Here is a 17,765-nt window from a genome sequence, read left to right on the forward strand (position 1 = left end):
TGCTTATTTCGCCGTAGAAACTACCACGCACACCGAGTGCACGTGCCGGGGTTCACTTGTTGCGGACGAGTTGTGGTTTCTATCCGCTAAGGAACCTTTAAAAACTGTCTAACTATCAGGGGCAGTTTTTAGAGGTTTCCTGCTATATCTATTGCCTGATGGCGCTTCGCTTATCAGGCCTACAAGATACGATCCTGTAGGCCGGATAAGACGTTTACGTCGCCATCCGGCAACGAAAACAACTTACGCGCTGCGCTGCAGCAGCATCGACTTAATATGGCCGATGGCGCGCGTTGGGTTCAATCCCTTAGGACACACACTGACGCAGTTCATAATGCTGTGACAGCGGAATACGCTGAAAGCATCGCTCAGACCTTCCAGACGCTCGCTGGTTTCGGTATCGCGACTGTCGATCAGGAAGCGATACGCGGCCAGAAGACCTGCCGGGCCGATGAACTTGTCCGGGTTCCACCAGAACGACGGGCAAGAGGTCGAACAACATGCGCAGAGAATACACTCGTACAGACCATCGAGTTTCTCACGCTGCTCAGGCATCTGCAGATGCTCGCGAGCCGGAGGATTTTGCCCATTATTCAACAAGTAAGGCTTAATCTTCTCATATTGTGCATAGAATTGCCCCATGTCCACCACCAAATCACGGATAACCGGTAATCCTGGCAGCGGACGGATAACAATCTTCTTGCCCGGCTGATTCAGCGCGGAGATCGGCGTGATGCACGCCAGACCGTTTTTCCCGTTCATATTCAGGCCATCGGAACCACAAACCCCTTCACGGCAGGAGCGGCGGAACGACAGCGACGGATCTTTTTCTTTCAGCTGGATCAGCGCATCCAGCAGCATCATGTCACGACCTTCTTCCGCTTCGAGGGTGTAATCCTGCATGTGCGGAGCGTCATCAACATCCGGGTTATAGCGATAAATTGAAAACTCGAGTTTCATTTTCCTGTCTCCGCATTAGTAAGTACGAATCTTCGGCGGGAATGCCGGACGCAGTTTCGGTTCCATGTTGACGCTACGACGCGTCATGGATTCCGACTCTGGCAGATACAGGGAATGGCACAGCCAGTTTTCATCATCACGATCCGGGAAGTCGAAGCGGCTGTGGGCGCCACGGCTCTCGGTACGGAAGTTAGCGGATACGGCGGTCGCGTACGCGGTTTCCATCAGGTTATCCAGCTCCAGGCACTCAACGCGCTGGGTGTTGAACTCGCTGGAGGTATCGTCGAGACGGGCATTTTTCAGGCGCTCGCGGATCACTTTCAGCTGTTCCAGACCTTTGTGCATCGCATCGCCTTCGCGGAACACCGAGAAGTTATGCTGCATACATTCCTGCAGCGCTTTGCGGATCGCCACCGGATCTTCACCGGAACGGGTGTTGTTCCAGCGGTTGAGGCGGTCCAGCGAGCCTTCGATATCGGATTCGCTGGCGTCGCGCAGCGTGCCCTGCTCAGCGATGGATTCCTGCAGATGCAGGCCCGCCGCGCGGCCGAAGACCACCAGGTCGAGCAGCGAGTTGCCGCCAAGACGGTTAGCGCCGTGGACCGATACGCAGGCGATTTCGCCTACCGCGAACAGGCCCGGGATCACCACGTCTTCGCCCTTCTCATTGACGGTCAGCGCCTGGCCGGTCACTTTGGTCGGAATACCGCCCATCATGTAGTGGCAGGTTGGGATAACCGGGATCGGCTCTTTCACCGGATCGACGTGAGCAAAGGTACGGGACAGCTCGAGGATACCCGGCAGACGAGATTCCAGAACCTCTTTACCCAGGTGGTCCAGCTTCAATTTCGCGTGCGGGCCCCACGGGCCATCGCAGCCGCGACCTTCGCGGATTTCGATCATGATGGAACGCGCCACCACGTCACGACCCGCCAGGTCTTTGGCGTTCGGGGCATAACGCTCCATAAAGCGTTCGCCGTGTTTATTGAGCAGATAACCGCCTTCGCCGCGGCAACCTTCGGTGACCAGAACCCCTGCCCCGGCGATGCCGGTCGGGTGGAACTGCCACATTTCCATATCCTGCACCGGCACGCCGGCACGAATGGCCATCCCGACGCCGTCACCGGTGTTGATGTGGGCGTTGGTGGTGGACTGATAGATACGGCCTGCGCCGCCGGTCGCCAGCACGGTGGCGCGGGCTTTAAAGTAGACCACTTCGCCGGTCTCGATGCACAGGGCAGTACAACCCACCACCGCGCCGTCCTGGTTTTTCACCAGATCGAGGGCATACCATTCGGAGAAAATAGTGGTGTGGTTTTTGAGGTTCTGCTGGTACAGGGTGTGCAGCAGGGCGTGGCCGGTACGGTCAGCCGCCGCCGCGGTGCGCGCCGCCTGCTCGCCGCCGAAGTTCTTCGACTGGCCGCCGAACGGGCGCTGATAAATACGGCCGTCGTCAAGACGGGAGAACGGCAGGCCCATGTGCTCCAGCTCGAGAATCGCTTCCGGGCCGGTCTTACACATATATTCGATGGCGTCCTGGTCACCGATATAGTCCGACCCTTTTACGGTGTCGTACATATGCCATTCCCAGTTATCTTCATGGGAGTTACCGAGCGCGACGGTGATACCCCCCTGCGCTGACACGGTATGGGAACGGGTCGGGAAGACTTTAGAGAGCAGCGCACAGGTCTGTCCGCTCTGGGAAATTTGCAGCGCCGCGCGCATACCTGCGCCGCCGGCACCGATGACAACAGCATCAAACTCTCTGACTGGCAATTTCATTACACACCCCACACCACAACAAATCCATAAAGAACGTAAGCCACCAGCGCCACAACGATAGCCAGCTGCAGAACCAGGCGCAGAGCCAGTGGTTTAACGTAGTCCGTTAACACCTGCCACATCCCGATCCAGGCATGGATAAGAATGGAAACGAGAGCCAGCAGAGTGAAGACTTTAGTGAAGCCGGAGGCAAAGAATCCAGTCCACACTTCCCATGAGATCTCACCGGTGGTAGCGAAGAAGCCAACCATGTAGATTATGTAGAGGGTCAGAACGATGGCGGTAGCACGGACCAGAATAAAGTCATGTACGCCGTTGCGTCCCAGTGCTGAGGCGTTGCTTACCATACGAGGACTCCTGCGAGAAGTGAAAGCACGACAGTAATAACAAAAGAAATCTTGGCGGAACGTTTCCCTGCTTCGAGGGTTTCGTCCAGGTAACCAAAGTCCATCATCAGATGGCGGATACCGACAACGACGTGATAGGCCAGCGCGGTGAGAATGCCCCACATGATGAACTTCACAAAGAAGCTATCCATGATCGAGGCCGCCGTCAGAAAACCTTCAGGGGAGGAGAGGCTGGTGCCCAGCAGCCAAAGCAGAATTCCGACCGCCACGAAGGTGATGACACCGGAAACGCGATGGAGAATGGACGCTATCGCCGTGATTGGGAACCGTATCGTTTGTAGATCCAGATTGACAGGTCTTTGTTTTTTCACATTTCTTACCATGAATAACGCCCACATGCTGTTCTTATTGTTTCCTTCCTCCGGTCTGCTTGCGGGTCAGACAGCGTCCTTTCTATAACCAGAAGTCATGTTAAAACGTCTTTTCAGGCATTAAAACATCACTAAACAACGCTGGGTGGCTCGGGATTGCAGGGTGTTCCGGAGACCTGGCCGCAGTATAGGCCGTTCACAAAATCATTACAATTAACCTACATATAGTTTGTTGGGTTTTCTCCGGAACAGTGATCAAGGTCACGATAACAACATTTTTTTAATTTTTAATCACCTGATTTGACAAATATTAAACATTCTTGTTACAACCATTACCAGTTAAATGCAATAATGCTCAAAAGTTATGGGGTCACTCTTTCACCTGAGAATAAGTTATGTAACAGTGTGTCAGTATTGACCGATGTAATCAGGACAGTTATTAGTGGTATACAGGTTTTAATATTCGGACTGCTAAAACGCTGATTTGCTGTTGTTTCACCGCAGCCCTGAAGAACGTGCCATCAAGCGCCGTTGCTCTGTACCCTGCCCTTTTCGCTGACGCAGAGCTGTGTGCAACATAACAAACTGGTAACGTATACGGGCGCGGGCCGAAAGCAAATCCACCACCCGGCAGTCTTAAGCAATAAAGGCGCTAAGGAGACCATAAATGTCTGATGCTAAAGCAAAAATCACCCTGGGTGGTGACACTGCTATTGAACTGGATGTGCTAAAAGGCACGCTCGGTCAGGATGTTATTGATATTCGTAGTCTTGGTTCAAAAGGCGTATTTACCTTTGACCCAGGTTTCACATCTACCGCTTCCTGTGAATCTAAAATTACGTTTATCGATGGTGACGAGGGGATCCTGCTGCACCGCGGCTTCCCGATCGACCAGTTAGCGACCGAATCAAACTATCTTGAAGTTTGTTACATTCTGCTAAACGGTGAAAAACCAACCCAGGCCGAATATGACGAATTCAAAACCACCGTGACCCGTCACACCATGATCCATGAGCAGATCACCCGTCTGTTCCATGCGTTCCGTCGCGATTCTCACCCGATGGCCGTTATGTGCGGGATCACCGGCGCCCTGGCGGCGTTCTATCACGACTCCCTCGACGTGAATAACCCGCGTCACCGTGAAATCGCCGCCTATCGCCTGCTGTCCAAAATGCCGACCATGGCAGCTATGTGTTACAAGTATTCTATCGGCCAGCCGTTTGTTTATCCGCGCAACGACCTCTCCTACGCCGGCAACTTCCTGCGCATGATGTTCGCCACGCCGTGCGAAGAGTACGAAGTCAATCCGGTGCTCGAGCGCGCCATGGACCGTATTCTGATCCTGCACGCCGATCACGAGCAGAACGCCTCGACCTCGACGGTACGTACCGCGGGCTCTTCCGGCGCTAACCCGTTCGCCTGTATCGCAGCCGGCATCGCCTCTCTGTGGGGACCGGCGCACGGCGGTGCCAACGAAGCGGCACTGAAAATGCTGGAAGAGATCAGCTCCGTTGAACACATTCCGGAATTTGTTCGTCGTGCGAAAGACAAGAATGACTCTTTCCGCCTGATGGGCTTCGGCCATCGTGTTTACAAAAACTACGACCCGCGCGCCACCGTAATGCGTGAAACCTGCCATGAAGTGCTGAAAGAGCTGGGCACCAAAGACGACCTGCTGCAGGTGGCCATGGAGCTGGAGCATATCGCGCTGAACGACCCGTACTTCATCGAGAAGAAGCTCTACCCGAACGTCGACTTCTACTCCGGTATCATCCTGAAAGCGATGGGTATTCCGTCCTCCATGTTTACCGTTATCTTCGCCATGGCGCGTACCGTGGGCTGGATTGCGCACTGGAACGAAATGCACAGCGACGGCATGAAGATCGCCCGTCCGCGTCAGCTGTACACCGGCTACGCCAAACGCGACTTCCAGTCCGACATCAAGCGTTAATCTCGCTGTCCGGATGATAAAAACGCGCCTGCTGGCGCGTTTTTTATGCCTGACGATGAAGCCTGGCGCTGACACTGCCTGGCTGCCGGCTTAATGCTGGCAGTGCGGGCACCAGTAAAACGGCCGCGATGAGAGCATGGTCTTCTCAATCACGCCCCCGCAGCGCTCGCACTTTTCCCCATCGCGATGGAAGACCTTAAAGCGGAACAGCGCGCCGTGGTGCTTGTTGTTATCGGGCTGGCCGCGAGTGCGATAAGAAAGCCGCGGGATATCGAGTAGCGCGTGCGCCAGCGCATCCAGCTGTGTTTCATTAAGCTCCGAGGCCTTATGCCCCCCGGTCAGCCCCACCTGCCAGAGGATTTCCACCCGCAGATAGTTACCCAGACCGGCAAGAAAAGCCTGATCCAGCAGCAGGCCGGAAAACTGACGATTGCGGAATTTGGCCGACAGCAGTCGCGCTTTCACCTGCTCCGCGGTTAACGTCATATCCAGCACGTCCGGACCGACGCGCAGCAAGAACGGATGGTTGGCCTCCTGCTCCGCCGTGAGCATCTCAATGTCCGACGCGCTGTAGAGCAAAATCGCCTTGCTGGCCGTCTGTAGCCTGACGCGCAGCACCCGGTTAGAGGCAGGCTGTTCGCCGGCCTCAACCACGCGCCAGACGCCGTACAGCTGATTATGGCTGTACAGGGTCAGGCCGCCGGAGAAGCGGGTCAGCAGGGCCTTGCCCCGGGTGTCGATATGGGTAACCCGCTGACCAATCAGTTCGGTTTGATAAGGTTGCAACCGGGGAAAAGCGAACCAGACGTCGGTTAAGGGTTCGTCTTTGATTGCTGCCTCCAGTGTATCCGCCGCGCGGCGGATCTCCGGACCTTCCGGCATACTGTCATCCTTCTGTTAGTGGGTGGCGCCGCCGCCCAGTTTACTATCCACCGGCTGGTGCAGGGCTACGGCTATGGCCGTCTCCAGCGCTTCCCGTACGGTGGCGGTCGCCATACTCGGCTCGCCGGGATGGGCCGCCGCCTGCGCCGGTAGCCAGGGAATATGGATAAACCCGCCCCTCACCTCATTCTGTCCCTGCAGCTTGTGCAGCAGACCGTACATGACGTGATTGCAGACGAAGGTGCCGGCAGTTTGCGACACCGAGGCCGGGATCCCGCGATCGCGCAGCGCGCTGACGATCGCTTTGATCGGCAAGGTGCTGAACCACGCGGCCGGCCCGCCGTCGACGATCGGCGTGTCGATGGGTTGCTGGCCTTTGTTATCGGGGATACGCGCATCATCGACGTTAATCGCCACACGTTCGACGCTGATATCGACCCGGCCGCCGGCCTGTCCCACCGCGATAACCAGCTTCGGCTGCAGGTCTTCAATCGCCGCGTCCAGCGCCGACAGCGCCTCGCCAAACACGCAGGGAAGCTGCCTGGCAATCACCGGCTGACCAGCAATCATTGTACCGTCAAGCTGCTGCACCACTTCCCAGGAAGGGTTCACCGTCTCGCCGTCAAAGGGTTCAAAACCGGTGAGTAATACGCCCGCCATCGTCTTCTCCTTCGCGGTCCTTCAGATTGTCATATCTCAGCCTCTGGCTGAGCGCTGACCATAATATGGCGCCCGGCGAACGCCGCCCGCAAACGGCGGGCAAATTCGAGGGCATGCGGACCATCGCCATGCAGACATACCGTCTGCGCCACCACGTTCGCCCATTCGCCGCTGACGCTACGCACCCGGTGGTGTTGCACCATTTCGAGGGTTTGCGCCAGGGCCTGCTCTTCGCTGTCAATCAGCGCGCCAGGCTCGGTGCGCGGCACCAGGCTGCCGTCGGCCAGATAACCGCGGTCGGCAAACACCTCCTGACGCGTCGTCAAGCCATAGCGTTGCCCAGCGCGGATCAGTTCGCTGCCCGCCAGACCCACCAGCACCAGCTGCGGGTTAACATCGCGGACCGCGCGGGCGATCGCGTCGGCCAGCGGCGGCGATTTGGCCGCCTGGTTGTAGAGCATGCCGTGCGGCTTTACGTGCTGCAACTCGCCGCCCTGAGCCTGAACGATCGCCGCCAGAGCGCCAATCTGATACAGCGTCTGGGCATAGACCGTTTCCGGCGGCAGATCCATCGCCGTGCGGCCAAAATTTTCCCGGTCGGGATATCCCGGATGGGCGCCCACCGCGACGCCGTACTTCAGCGCCTCGCGCACGCTCTGCACCATCAGCCCGGCGTCGCCGGCGTGAAAACCACAGGCGATATTCGCCGACGACACCAGCTGGAGCAGCGCGCTATCGTTCGCCCCGCCTTCCCCGAGATCGGCATTGAGATCAATCATCATCGTGGAGTCTCCACGCCAGTTGTTCAAGATAACGCTGACGATCGGCCCGCGCCTTCAGCGCCTCCTCCAGCGAGCAGGCCACGAAATGGATCGGCTGCCCCAGTGGGATCTGCGCCAGCTGGTACATATCGGCATCGATGATGCAGGCGATCCGCGGATAGCCGCCGGTGGTTTGCGCGTCGTTCATCAGCACAATGGGCTGGCCGTTGTGCGGCACCTGCACCACGCCCGGCAGCAGGCCGTGCGACAGCATTTCGCGATCGGTGGTGCGTTTCAGCGGCTGCCCCTGCAGGCGGTACCCCATGCGGTTACTCTGCGGACTGAGCTTCCAGGGGGCGCGCCAGAATGACGCCTGTGAGGCCGCGTCAAATTCGTGGTACTCCGGCCCGGGCAGCGCACGAATGCGGTTGCCCAGCGGCAGCTGCTTGACGCCGCGCGGGGTGGTGAAGCGGCGGGCGGCTTTCCCGAGCTTCAGCTTGTCGCCGTCCTGCAGGCGGCGTCCTTCCAGACCGCCAATCCCCGCCTTGAGATCCGTGCAGCGCGAGCCAAGGACCTCGGGTACCGCAATCCCGCCCGCCACCGCCAGATAGCTGCGAATGCCATGCTGCGGCGTTTTCAGCACCAGCCGCTGCCCGGGCCGGTAGGCGGTGCGCCAGCCCACCCAGACCGCTTTACCGTCCAGCGTCGCTTCGCAGGCGGCGCCGGTCAGCGCAAACCAGCCGCTGCGGGCAAATTCGATCTCCACCTGGCCGAGGGTAATCTCCAGCCCGGCGGCATTCGCCTCGTTGCCAACCAGCAGATTGGCAATCACCAGCGAGGGATAATCCAGAGCGCCGCAGCGGCTGATGCCAGACTGGCGCAGGCCTTCTCGTCCACCGTCCTGTACCGAGGTGTACAGGCCGGCGCGGATCAGAGTCAACATACCCCCTCCTTTTGCGGCACAAAGCGAATTTTATCGCCCACGCGCAGCAGCGCAGGCTCCTTCCGCGACGGGTCGAACAGCGTTAGCGAGGTCCGCCCCAGCAGCTGCCAGCCGCCGGGCGTCGCCAGCGGATAGATCCCGGTTTGCGCGCCGCCGATACCCACCGACCCGGCCGGGACGTGCACGCGCGGTTCGGCGCGACGCGGCGTCGCCAGCGCCGCTGGCAACCCGCCCAGGTAGGGAAATCCCGGCTGAAAACCAATAAACCAGACCAGATACTCCACCGAAGCGTGCAGCTCCACGACCTGCTTTTCACTGAGGCCGCTGTGCTGCGCCACCACCCCGAGATCCGGTCCGGCCTCGCCGCCGTAGACGACCGGAATGGTCAGCGAGCGCGACTCCGGCTCGATCGCGAGGCTCTCCTCCCACCAGCGCTGCAGACGGTCTATCGCCTCCCACGCCACCTCCTGCGGGCGGCGGAGCACCACAGTGATATTGTTCATGCCGGGAATGGCGTCAATCACTTCCTCATGGTTCGCCAGACGCTGGGCTAAGCCCCAGATCCGCTGCTGGCTCTCAAGGGTGACCGGCGGCTCCAGCTCCAGCACGACGGCCGTTTCTCCTAACAGATAACAACGCGCTCGCTGCACTTTTCTCTCTCCCGTCAGGCAGGGTTGGGAATATCAATAAAGGTGACGTCCAGGTCAGTGGTTTCCGTCAGCCATTCGCTGAGGGCGCGAATACCGCCCCGCTCGGTGGCGTGGTGGCCGGCGGCATAAAAATGCAGGCCCTGCTCGCGGGCGGAATGGATGGTTTGTTCCGACACCTCGCCGGTGATAAACGCGTCCACGCCAAAGCGCGCCGCGGCGTCGATAAAGCTCTGGCCGCCGCCGGTACACCAGGCGACGCGGCTGACGGTGTCCGGCCCGGTATCGCCGCACCACAGCGGCTTACGCCCCAGCCGCGCTTCAATCCATGAGGCCAGTTCAAGGCCGGAAACCGGCATCGACAGTTCGCCCCAGGGCACCAGCGGTTCGATTTCCCCCAGCACGTTAATCCCCAACAGATGCGCCAGTTGCGCGTTATTGCCCAGCTCGGGATGGGCATCCAGCGGCAGGTGCCAGCCGTAGAGATTGATATCATTGGCCAGCAGGGTTTTCAGGCGCCGGCGCTTCATACCGCGGATCACTGGCGATTCGTTTTTCCAGAAATAGCCGTGATGGACAATCACCGCATCCGCCTGAAGACGAACGGCCTCATCCAGCAGCGCCTGGCTGGCCGTCACTCCGGTGACGATCTTGTGCACCGTGTCGCGCCCTTCCACCTGCAGACCGTTAGGGGCGAAGTCACTGATGGCTGCACTATTGAGCTTGTCGTTTATCAGTTGTTCCAGTTCGCTATTTTTCATCGCCACTCCAGCAGATAATCAGGGTATACAAAGGCATAACATAACCAGATCCATTCGGGTCGTCGATAGTCCGCCTCCGACACTGACGATGACTTTTTACTGAATAGCGCAATTTGTCTATTCACCCCGCCACGCATTCGTGTATATTTATGCACTAATAAAGCATATTAAATAATCAGAAAGCCCCTCAAGCCATGAATATGACTAATTAAACGCTATTCATGCAGAACGATCGACTTTCGCTTTAGGCCAGGAAACACACTTCTCATGAAGACAACATCATCGCAACCGCGGGCGATTTACTACGTCGTGGCGCTGCAAATCTGGGAATATTTTAGCTTCTACGGCATGCGCGCCCTGCTGATCCTCTATCTCACCAATCAGCTCAAATATGACGATAACCACGCTTACGCCCTGTTCAGCGCCTACTGTTCGCTGGTCTATGTAACGCCGATCCTCGGCGGCTATCTGGCCGATAAGCTGTTAGGCAACCGGATGGCAGTCATGCTCGGCGCGCTGCTGATGGCCATTGGCCATCTGGTGCTCGGGGCCAGCGAAACCGCCCCGGCCTTCCTCTACCTGTCGCTGGCGATCATCGTCTGCGGCTACGGGTTGTTTAAATCCAACGTCAGCTGTCTGCTGGGCGAACTGTACGAACCCGCCGATCCGCGTCGCGATGGCGGCTTCTCGCTGATGTATGCCGCGGGCAATATCGGCTCGATCATCGCGCCCATCGCCTGCGGCTACGTTCAGGAGGAGTATAGCTGGGCGATGGGCTTTGCCCTGGCGGCCATCGGCATGGTGGCGGGACTGGTGATTTTCCTCTGCGGCAACCGTCATTTCCAGCATACCGCCGGCGTGAACCGCCAGGCGCTGTGCGCCCGCCGCTTCCTGCTGCCGAACTGGGGCTGGCTGCTGGTGCTGCTGGTCATCGCGCCGCTGCTGATTGCCGTGCTGTTCTGGCAGGAGTGGTCGGTGTATGCCCTGATCGTGGCCACGGCCATTGGCCTCGCGGTGCTGGCGCGGATCTACCTGCGTGCCGAGACCGATAAACAGCGCAAGGATCTGCGCCTGATCGTCGTCCTGACCGCCTTCAGCCTGCTGTTCTGGGCCTTCGCCCAACAGGGCGGCAGCTCCATCAGCCTGTATATTGACCGCTTCGTTAACCGCCATATCATGAGCTACGAAGTCCCTACCGCTATGTTCCAGTCGATCAACGCCTTTGCGGTGATGCTCTGCGGCATGGTGCTGGCGTGGCTGGTGAAAGAGAGCGTCGGCGGTAACCGCACCGTGCGCATCTGGGGGAAATTTGCCCTCGGTCTGGGCCTGATGAGCGCCGGGTTCTGCATTTTGACCCTCAGCGCCCGCTGGTCGGCGGCCTATGGCCAGTCGTCCATGCCGCTGATGGTGCTGGGACTGGCGGTGATGGGTTTTGCCGAACTGTTTATCGACCCGGTCGCGATGTCGCAAATCACCCGCATTGAGATCCCGGGGGTGACCGGGGTGCTGACCGGCATCTATATGCTGCTCTCCGGGGCCATCGCCAACTATCTGGCCGGCGTTATCGCCGACCAGACCTCGCAGGCGTCATTCGACGTCGCCGGGGCGGTGAACTATTCCATTGACGCCTACATCAACGTCTTCAGCCAGATCACCTGGGGCGCGCTGGCCTGCGTCGGCGTAGTGCTGGTTATCTGGCTGTATCACTCGCTGAAGGTCAGGACCCGCCGTCTGGCGGTGGAATAATCCCCTTTCTGGCGGCCTCCCAGGCCGCCAGCGTCTCCTGTCGCGCCTGCTTGTGATCGACTATCGGGCGCGGATAATCCAGCGTCACCCCCTGTTTATCCGCCCACACCCACGGCTGATGCAGCGCCTTCTCCGGCACCTTTGCCAGCTCCGGCAGCCAGCGACGCATAAACACCCCCTGCTTATCAAACTTCTCGCCCTGGGTAGTGGGATTAAATATGCGGAAATAGGGCGCGGCGTCGGTGCCCGTCGAAGCCGCCCATTGCCAGCCGCCGTTGTTCGCCGCCAGGTCGCCGTCAATCAGCTGGCTCATGAAATAGCGCTCCCCTGCCCGCCAGTCGAGGCGCAGATCTTTGGTCAGGAAGCTGGCGACAATCATGCGCAACCGGTTATGCATCCAGCCGGTGGCGTTAAGCTGGCGCATGGCGGCATCGACTATCGGAAAGCCGGTCTCCCCGCGCTGCCAGGCCTGCAGGGCGCCATCCTCTTCGCGCCAGGCGACCTTATCGGTCCAGGCGACAAACGGCCGACCTTTACAGAGTTTCGGATAGTAGACCATCAGATGGCGGTAAAACTCGCGCCAGATCAGCTCATTAAGCCAGGTGGCGCCTGCCCCGCCATCCAGTGCGGCGGGGTGTTCCGTCAGCAGCCGATGCAGGCACTGGCGCGGCGACAGCACCCCGATGGCCAGGCAGGGCGACAGGCGACTGGTCCCTTCCACGGCCGGGAAGTCGCGCTGCCCCTCATAATCCGCCGCCGGTTGCTGACAAAACGCGCGCAGCCGCGCCAGCGCCGTTTTTTCATCCGCGGCAAACAGCAGCCCATCGAACGGCGTTTGCGGATAGTTAAGCTCCGGCACCGGCGGCGCCAGGCGAGCGGGCGCCTGACGCGGCTTTGGCGCGGCCACGCACGCCGGCAATCCTTCCCGCAGCCGGCGAATAAACGCGTTCTTAAACGGGGTGAAGACTTTATACATTTCGCCGCCGCCGGTCAGTACGCTGCCGGGCGGCAACAGGACGCTGTCGTCAAATCCCTGGCAAATCACTTCGCTCAAGGAGCTCTCAACGGCGGCATCGCGCTGGCGTTCATTGAATTCGTACTGATAGTTGTAGAACAGGTGACTGACCTGGTGCTGCTGGCAGAAATGGGCCAGCCGCTCGACGCTGGCGCTAAAATCGTCCGCCTCTTCTACCCACAGCGGTATGCCCCGCTCCGCCAGCGCGGCGTGCAGACTGTGCAAATGGCTGGCGATAAAAGCGGCCTGCCGCGGCGCCAGGTGATGTTCGCGCCACTGCCCCGGGGTGGCAATATACAGCGCCAGCACCTGCGCCTGCGGATCGCGGCAGGCGGCGGCCAGCGCCAGGTTATCGTGAATGCGTAAATCCGTGCGTAACCAGACCAGATGGGTGGCCATATCACTCCTCACTCTCCGTCAGCAAAACTCATCTTATGATCTAAGCCGGCAAAAATAGCGCGCCCCGGCAAAATAAGCACCTGCCAATTCCGCTGCGGCGCCTGAAAACGAGTGTAGACAAGCGACGAAAAAAAACCGCCGGGGGCAACCGGCGGTTAGTGGTTTTCCTCGCAGCAGGGCGAATTAGTAGAAGTCGTGCGCGGCTTTTTCCGCCTGCGCCATCCACACCGGCTGCTCGCTGGTTTTCGACCATACACGGTGCAGCCAGCTGTAATAGCGGGCGCGATCCTTCCAGAACAGCATCACCGGCAGCGCCGCGACGCCAGCCACGACGGCGAAAGCACGACGCAGCAAAATAATATGAGCAGGATAAGCTTTGTACAACGCCATCATTTCTCTCCCCTTTGTCAGGCCGGCAAGCAGCGCCGGAAAATTAATCATGTTTGTCTGAGCAAAATAATACCGCTCTGGTTGTAATTTTACTACTCATCCGACCACTAAAAAGCACGTATTTATACTTAATTTACATTCGCCACGTAAATTAGTTACAAAAAAGTTAAATTAATACTAACCATTAGTTAATTTGTGCCTTTGTCATTTTTATACTTTTTTTACACCGCGCCCGCGGATTTTTGCGAAATCTTTGCGCCGTAATTTCTATCCTCCAGGTAAATCAAAAACACACCCGGAGGTGGATTGTGACTGCAGGCGTACTCACTGGCGTTGGGCTGGTGTTCCTGTTACTGGCTTATCTGGTTTATGCCTTGATACATGCGGAGGCATTCTGATGGCTGCCCAGGGATTTTTATTATTAGCCAGCTATCTGCTGGTATTGCTGGTGCTGGCGCGCCCGCTGGGGATGTGTCTGGCAAGAATGGTGAATGACATCCCGCTTCCCGGCCTGGCCGGGGTCGAGCGCGTCCTGTGGCGCGTGGCCGGGATCCGCGCCGAAGAGATGGGCTGGCTGCAGTATTTGCTGGCGCTCCTGCTGTTCAACGCCCTCGGCGGCCTGGCGCTGTTTGCCCTACTGATGCTGCAGGGCGTGCTGCCGTTTAACCCGCAGCACCTGCCGGGGCTGACGTGGGATCTGGCGCTCAACACCGCGGTCAGCTTTGTCAGCAATACGAACTGGCAGGCCTACGCCGGCGAAAGCACCATGAGCTATCTCAGCCAGATGGTGGGGCTGACGGTGCAGAATTTCCTCTCCGCCGCTACCGGCATCGCCGTGGTCTTCGCCCTGACCCGCGCCTTCGCCCGGCAGAAAATGTCCACCCTCGGCAATGCCTGGGTCGACCTGACGCGCATTACCCTGTGGCTGCTGCTGCCGCTCTCTCTGCTGGTGGCCCTGTTCTTTATTCAGCAGGGCGTGCCGCAGAACCTGCAGGCCTACCAGCCCTTTACCACCCTCGAAGGGGCGCACCAGCTGCTGCCGATGGGGCCCGTCGCCTCACAGGAAGCGATTAAGCTGCTGGGCACCAACGGCGGCGGTTTCTTTAACGCCAACTCCGCCCATCCGTTTGAAAACCCGACGGCGCTGACCAATCTCGTGCAGATGCTGGCCATCTTCCTGATCCCGGCGGCGCTGTGCTTCGCCTTCGGCGAGGTGGTGAGCGATCGCCGCCAGGGGCGCGCCATCCTGTGGGCGATGACGCTGATCTTTATCCTCTGCGTCGCCGTGGTGATGTGGGCGGAAACCCGCGGCAACCCGCACCTGATGACGCTGGGCGCCGACAGCAGCCTGAATATGGAAGGTAAAGAGAGCCGCTTCGGTATTCTCGCCAGCAGTCTGTTCGCGGTGATCACCACCGCCGCCTCCTGCGGCGCGGTCAACGCCATGCATGACTCCTTCACCGCGCTGGGCGGGATGGTGCCGATGTGGCTGATGCAGATTGGCGAAGTGGTGTTCGGCGGCGTCGGCTCGGGTCTCTATGGCATGCTGCTGTTCGTTATGCTGGCGGTGTTTATCGCCGGCCTGATGGTCGGCCGCACCCCGGAGTACCTCGGAAAGAAAATCGATGTCCGGGAAATGAAAATGATCGCCCTGGCCATTCTGGTCACCCCGACGCTGGTGCTGCTCGGCACGGCGCTGGCGATGATGACCGAGGCCGGCCGCGCCGGGATGTTCAACCCCGGACCGCACGGCTTTAGCGAAGTGCTGTACGCCGTCACTTCGGCGGCCAATAACAACGGCAGCGCCTTCGCCGGCCTGGGCGCGGCGACGCCATTCTGGAACCTGCTGCTGGCGTTCTGCATGCTGGCTGGACGCTTCGCCGTCATCATTCCGGTGATGGCTATCGCCGGCTCGCTGGTGGCGAAGAAAATTCAACCGGCCAGCCCCGGCACCCTGGCCACCCACGACGCCCTGTTTATCGGTCTGCTGATCGGCACCGTGCTGCTGGTTGGCGCCCTGACCTTTATTCCTGCGCTGGCGCTTGGCCCGCTGGCCGAACACTTTTCCTTACTTTGAGCGATGCGGAGCACCCTGTTATGAGTCGCAAACAATTAGCCCTGCTGGAGCCGACGCTGGTGCGCCAGGCGCTGCTGGATGCCGTGAAAAAACTCAGCCCGATGGTGCAGTGGCGCAATCCGGTGATGTTTATCGTCTGGGTGGGCAGCCTGTTAACCACCCTGCTGGCCATCGCCATGGCTGGCGGCGCCCTGACCGGCAGCGCCACTTTTACCGCAGCCATCAGTATCTGGCTATGGTTTACCGTGCTGTTCGCCAACTTTGCCGAAGCGATGGCGGAAGGCCGCAGCAAAGCCCAGGCCAATAGCCTGAAAGGGGTGAAAAAAACGGCCTTCGCCCGTAAGCTGCGCGCCCCGCAGCATGACGCGACGGTCGACCACGTGCCGGCGGAAGACCTGCGCAAAGGCGACGTAGTGCTGGTGGAAGCCGGGGATATTATCCCCTGCGATGGCGAAGTCATCGAAGGCGGCGCCTCGGTGGATGAAAGCGCCATTACCGGCGAGTCTGCTCCGGTGATCCGCGAATCCGGCGGTGATTTCGCCTCGGTGACCGGCGGGACGCGCATCCTCTCCGACTGGCTGGTGATCCGTTGCAGCGTTAACCCGGGAGAAACCTTCCTCGACCGGATGATCGCCATGGTGGAAGGCGCCCAGCGCCGTAAAACGCCGAACGAAATCGCCCTGACGATCCTGCTGATCGCCCTGACGCTGGTGTTCCTGCTGGCCACCGCCACCATCTGGCCATTCTCGGCGTGGAGCGGCAATGCGGTCAGCGTCACCGTACTGGTGGCGTTGCTGGTGTGCCTGATCCCGACCACCATCGGCGGTCTGCTGTCGGCCATCGGCGTCGCCGGGATGAGCCGTATGCTGGGCGCCAACGTGATCGCCACCAGCGGCCGCGCGGTGGAAGCGGCAGGCGACGTTGATGTGCTGTTGCTGGATAAAACCGGGACCATTACGCTCGGCAACCGCCAGGCCTCCGCTTTCCTGCCGGCGCGCGGTGTGGAAGAGCGAACCCTCGCCGATGCCGCCCAGCTCTCCTCGCTGGCGGACGAAACCCCTGAGGGACGCAGCATCGTGGTGCTGGCGAAACAGCGCTTTAACCTGCGCGAACGCGATCTGCAGTCGCTGCACGCCACCTTTGTCCCCTTTACCGCGCAAACGCGGATGAGCGGCATCAATATCGATCAGCGCATGATCCGCAAAGGGTCGGTGGACGCCATTCGCCGCCACGTAGAGGCCAACGGTGGCCACTTCCCTGCCGATGTCGAGAAGCAGGTGGAAGAGGTCGCCCGCCAGGGGGCCACGCCGCTGGTGGTCGCCGAAGGGGAAAAGGTGCTGGGGATTATTTCACTCAAAGATATCGTCAAAGGCGGCATCAAAGAACGTTTCGCCCAGCTGCGCAAAATGGGCATTAAAACGGTGATGATCACCGGCGATAACCGCCTGACCGCCGCGGCGATCGCCGCCGAGGCCGGCGTCGACGATTTCCTCGCCGAAGCGACGCCGGAAGCCAAGCTGGCGCTGATCCGCCAGTATCAGTCGGAAGGTCGGCTGGTGGCGATGACCGGCGACGGCACCAACGACGCGCCCGCGCTGGCGCAGGCCGACGTGGCGGTGGCCATGAACTCAGGCACCCAGGCGGCGAAAGAGGCGGGCAACATGGTCGACCTGGATTCCAACCCCACCAAGCTGATTGAGGTGGTCCATATCGGCAAACAGATGCTGATGACGCGCGGCTCGCTGACCACCTTCAGTATTGCCAACGACGTGGCGAAATATTTCGCCATTATTCCGGCGGCGTTTGCCGCGGTCTATCCCCAGCTGGCCATGCTGAACGTGATGGGCCTGCATTCGCCATCGTCGGCGATCCTCAGCGCCGTTATCTTCAACGCGCTGATCATCGTCTTCCTGATCCCGCTGGCCCTGAAAGGGGTGAGCTATCGCCCGCTCTCCGCCTCGGCGATGCTGCGCCGCAATCTGTGGATCTACGGCCTCGGCGGTCTGCTGGTGCCTTTTATCGGTATTAAAGCCATCGACCTGCTGCTGACCCTGAGCGGTCTGGTGTGAGGAA

17 protein-coding genes are annotated in these 17,765 nt (G+C 59.6%); 5 read left to right on the top strand and 12 right to left on the bottom strand.

Annotated elements, in window-relative coordinates; all coding sequences use genetic code 11:
- Positions 1 to 243 precede the first annotated feature (243 nt).
- The 4 genes from sdhB to sdhC are packed head-to-tail and all read right to left on the bottom strand — an operon-like array spanning position 244 to position 3,487.
- Positions 244 to 960, bottom strand: a complete 717-nt coding sequence (gene sdhB, locus GT756_RS04780; RefSeq protein WP_008805686.1) for a succinate dehydrogenase iron-sulfur subunit SdhB — start codon at positions 958 to 960, stop codon at positions 244 to 246.
- A gap of 15 nt (positions 961 to 975) precedes the next feature.
- Positions 976 to 2,742, bottom strand: coding sequence for a succinate dehydrogenase flavoprotein subunit (gene sdhA / locus GT756_RS04785; protein WP_004179067.1), 1,767 nt, complete (start codon positions 2,740 to 2,742; stop codon positions 976 to 978).
- Positions 2,742 to 3,089: a succinate dehydrogenase membrane anchor subunit gene (gene sdhD, locus GT756_RS04790; RefSeq protein WP_002894949.1), complete on the bottom strand. Its 348-nt coding sequence runs from the start codon at positions 3,087 to 3,089 to the stop codon at positions 2,742 to 2,744. Before sdhD ends, sdhA begins: the two co-directional genes overlap by 1 nt.
- Positions 3,083 to 3,487, bottom strand: a complete 405-nt coding sequence (gene sdhC / locus GT756_RS04795; RefSeq protein ID WP_004142216.1) for a succinate dehydrogenase cytochrome b556 subunit — start codon at positions 3,485 to 3,487, stop codon at positions 3,083 to 3,085. Before sdhC ends, sdhD begins: the two co-directional genes overlap by 7 nt.
- Positions 3,488 to 4,127: 640 nt before the next feature.
- Between sdhC and gltA the strand changes: the two genes are divergently transcribed.
- On the top strand, positions 4,128 to 5,411 hold the full coding sequence (gene gltA / locus GT756_RS04800) for a citrate synthase (RefSeq protein ID WP_004885983.1): 1,284 nt from the start codon (positions 4,128 to 4,130) through the stop codon (positions 5,409 to 5,411).
- Between the two features lie 90 nt (positions 5,412 to 5,501).
- On the opposite strand, the gene nei is transcribed toward gltA, so the two are convergent.
- The 6 genes from nei to GT756_RS04830 are packed head-to-tail and all read right to left on the bottom strand — an operon-like array spanning position 5,502 to position 10,065.
- Complete coding sequence (gene nei, locus GT756_RS04805) at positions 5,502 to 6,293, bottom strand: endonuclease VIII (protein WP_032455732.1); 792 nt, start codon at positions 6,291 to 6,293, stop codon at positions 5,502 to 5,504.
- Between the two features lie 15 nt (positions 6,294 to 6,308).
- Positions 6,309 to 6,953 carry a pyroglutamyl-peptidase I gene (gene pcp / locus GT756_RS04810; RefSeq protein WP_004885979.1) on the bottom strand — a complete coding sequence of 215 codons (645 nt, stop codon included), beginning with the start codon at positions 6,951 to 6,953 and terminating at the stop codon, positions 6,309 to 6,311.
- Positions 6,954 to 6,982: 29 nt separating this feature from the next.
- Positions 6,983 to 7,735, bottom strand: coding sequence for a 5-oxoprolinase subunit PxpA (pxpA, locus tag GT756_RS04815; RefSeq protein WP_032455730.1), 753 nt, complete (start codon positions 7,733 to 7,735; stop codon positions 6,983 to 6,985).
- Positions 7,725 to 8,657, bottom strand: a complete 933-nt coding sequence (gene pxpC / locus GT756_RS04820; protein ID WP_004885976.1) for a 5-oxoprolinase subunit PxpC — start codon at positions 8,655 to 8,657, stop codon at positions 7,725 to 7,727. Before pxpC ends, pxpA begins: the two co-directional genes overlap by 11 nt.
- Positions 8,651 to 9,307: a 5-oxoprolinase subunit PxpB gene (pxpB, locus tag GT756_RS04825; RefSeq protein WP_017901415.1), complete on the bottom strand. Its 657-nt coding sequence runs from the start codon at positions 9,305 to 9,307 to the stop codon at positions 8,651 to 8,653. Before pxpB ends, pxpC begins: the two co-directional genes overlap by 7 nt.
- 14 nt (positions 9,308 to 9,321) lie before the next feature.
- A complete protein-coding gene (locus GT756_RS04830) occupies positions 9,322 to 10,065 on the bottom strand; it encodes a type 2 GTP cyclohydrolase I (RefSeq protein WP_004885970.1) in 744 nt (247 codons plus the stop codon).
- Positions 10,066 to 10,332: 267 nt separating this feature from the next.
- Between GT756_RS04830 and GT756_RS04835 the strand changes: the two genes are divergently transcribed.
- The gene (locus GT756_RS04835; protein ID WP_004885969.1) at positions 10,333 to 11,811 is read left to right on the top strand and encodes an MFS transporter; all 1,479 of its coding nucleotides are present in this window, start codon (positions 10,333 to 10,335) and stop codon (positions 11,809 to 11,811) included.
- Here GT756_RS04835 and phrB read toward each other — a convergent pair.
- Both phrB and GT756_RS04845 read right to left on the bottom strand, forming a co-directional pair.
- Positions 11,783 to 13,225 carry a deoxyribodipyrimidine photo-lyase gene (phrB, locus tag GT756_RS04840; RefSeq protein WP_004885968.1) on the bottom strand — a complete coding sequence of 481 codons (1,443 nt, stop codon included), beginning with the start codon at positions 13,223 to 13,225 and terminating at the stop codon, positions 11,783 to 11,785. The genes GT756_RS04835 and phrB overlap by 29 nt on opposite strands.
- A gap of 183 nt (positions 13,226 to 13,408) precedes the next feature.
- Entirely contained in the window at positions 13,409 to 13,618 is a 210-nt protein-coding gene (locus tag GT756_RS04845; RefSeq protein ID WP_004142243.1) for a DUF2517 family protein, read from the bottom strand.
- A 305-nt stretch (positions 13,619 to 13,923) separates the two neighbouring features.
- Between GT756_RS04845 and kdpF the strand changes: the two genes are divergently transcribed.
- The 3 genes from kdpF to kdpB are packed head-to-tail and all read left to right on the top strand — an operon-like array spanning position 13,924 to position 17,761.
- Positions 13,924 to 14,013, top strand: coding sequence for a K(+)-transporting ATPase subunit F (gene kdpF, locus GT756_RS04850; RefSeq protein ID WP_020323459.1), 90 nt, complete (start codon positions 13,924 to 13,926; stop codon positions 14,011 to 14,013).
- Complete coding sequence (gene kdpA, locus GT756_RS04855; RefSeq protein ID WP_017901418.1) at positions 14,013 to 15,692, top strand: potassium-transporting ATPase subunit KdpA; 1,680 nt, start codon at positions 14,013 to 14,015, stop codon at positions 15,690 to 15,692. Before kdpF ends, kdpA begins: the two co-directional genes overlap by 1 nt.
- Before the next feature lie 20 nt (positions 15,693 to 15,712).
- Positions 15,713 to 17,761 carry a potassium-transporting ATPase subunit KdpB gene (gene kdpB / locus GT756_RS04860; protein WP_004885966.1) on the top strand — a complete coding sequence of 683 codons (2,049 nt, stop codon included), beginning with the start codon at positions 15,713 to 15,715 and terminating at the stop codon, positions 17,759 to 17,761.
- Positions 17,762 to 17,765 lie beyond the last annotated feature (4 nt).

This window comes from Klebsiella sp. Q2 (assembly GCF_009900705.1).
In the GTDB taxonomy this organism is placed as follows: Bacteria; Pseudomonadota; Gammaproteobacteria; order Enterobacterales; family Enterobacteriaceae; genus Klebsiella; species Klebsiella quasipneumoniae.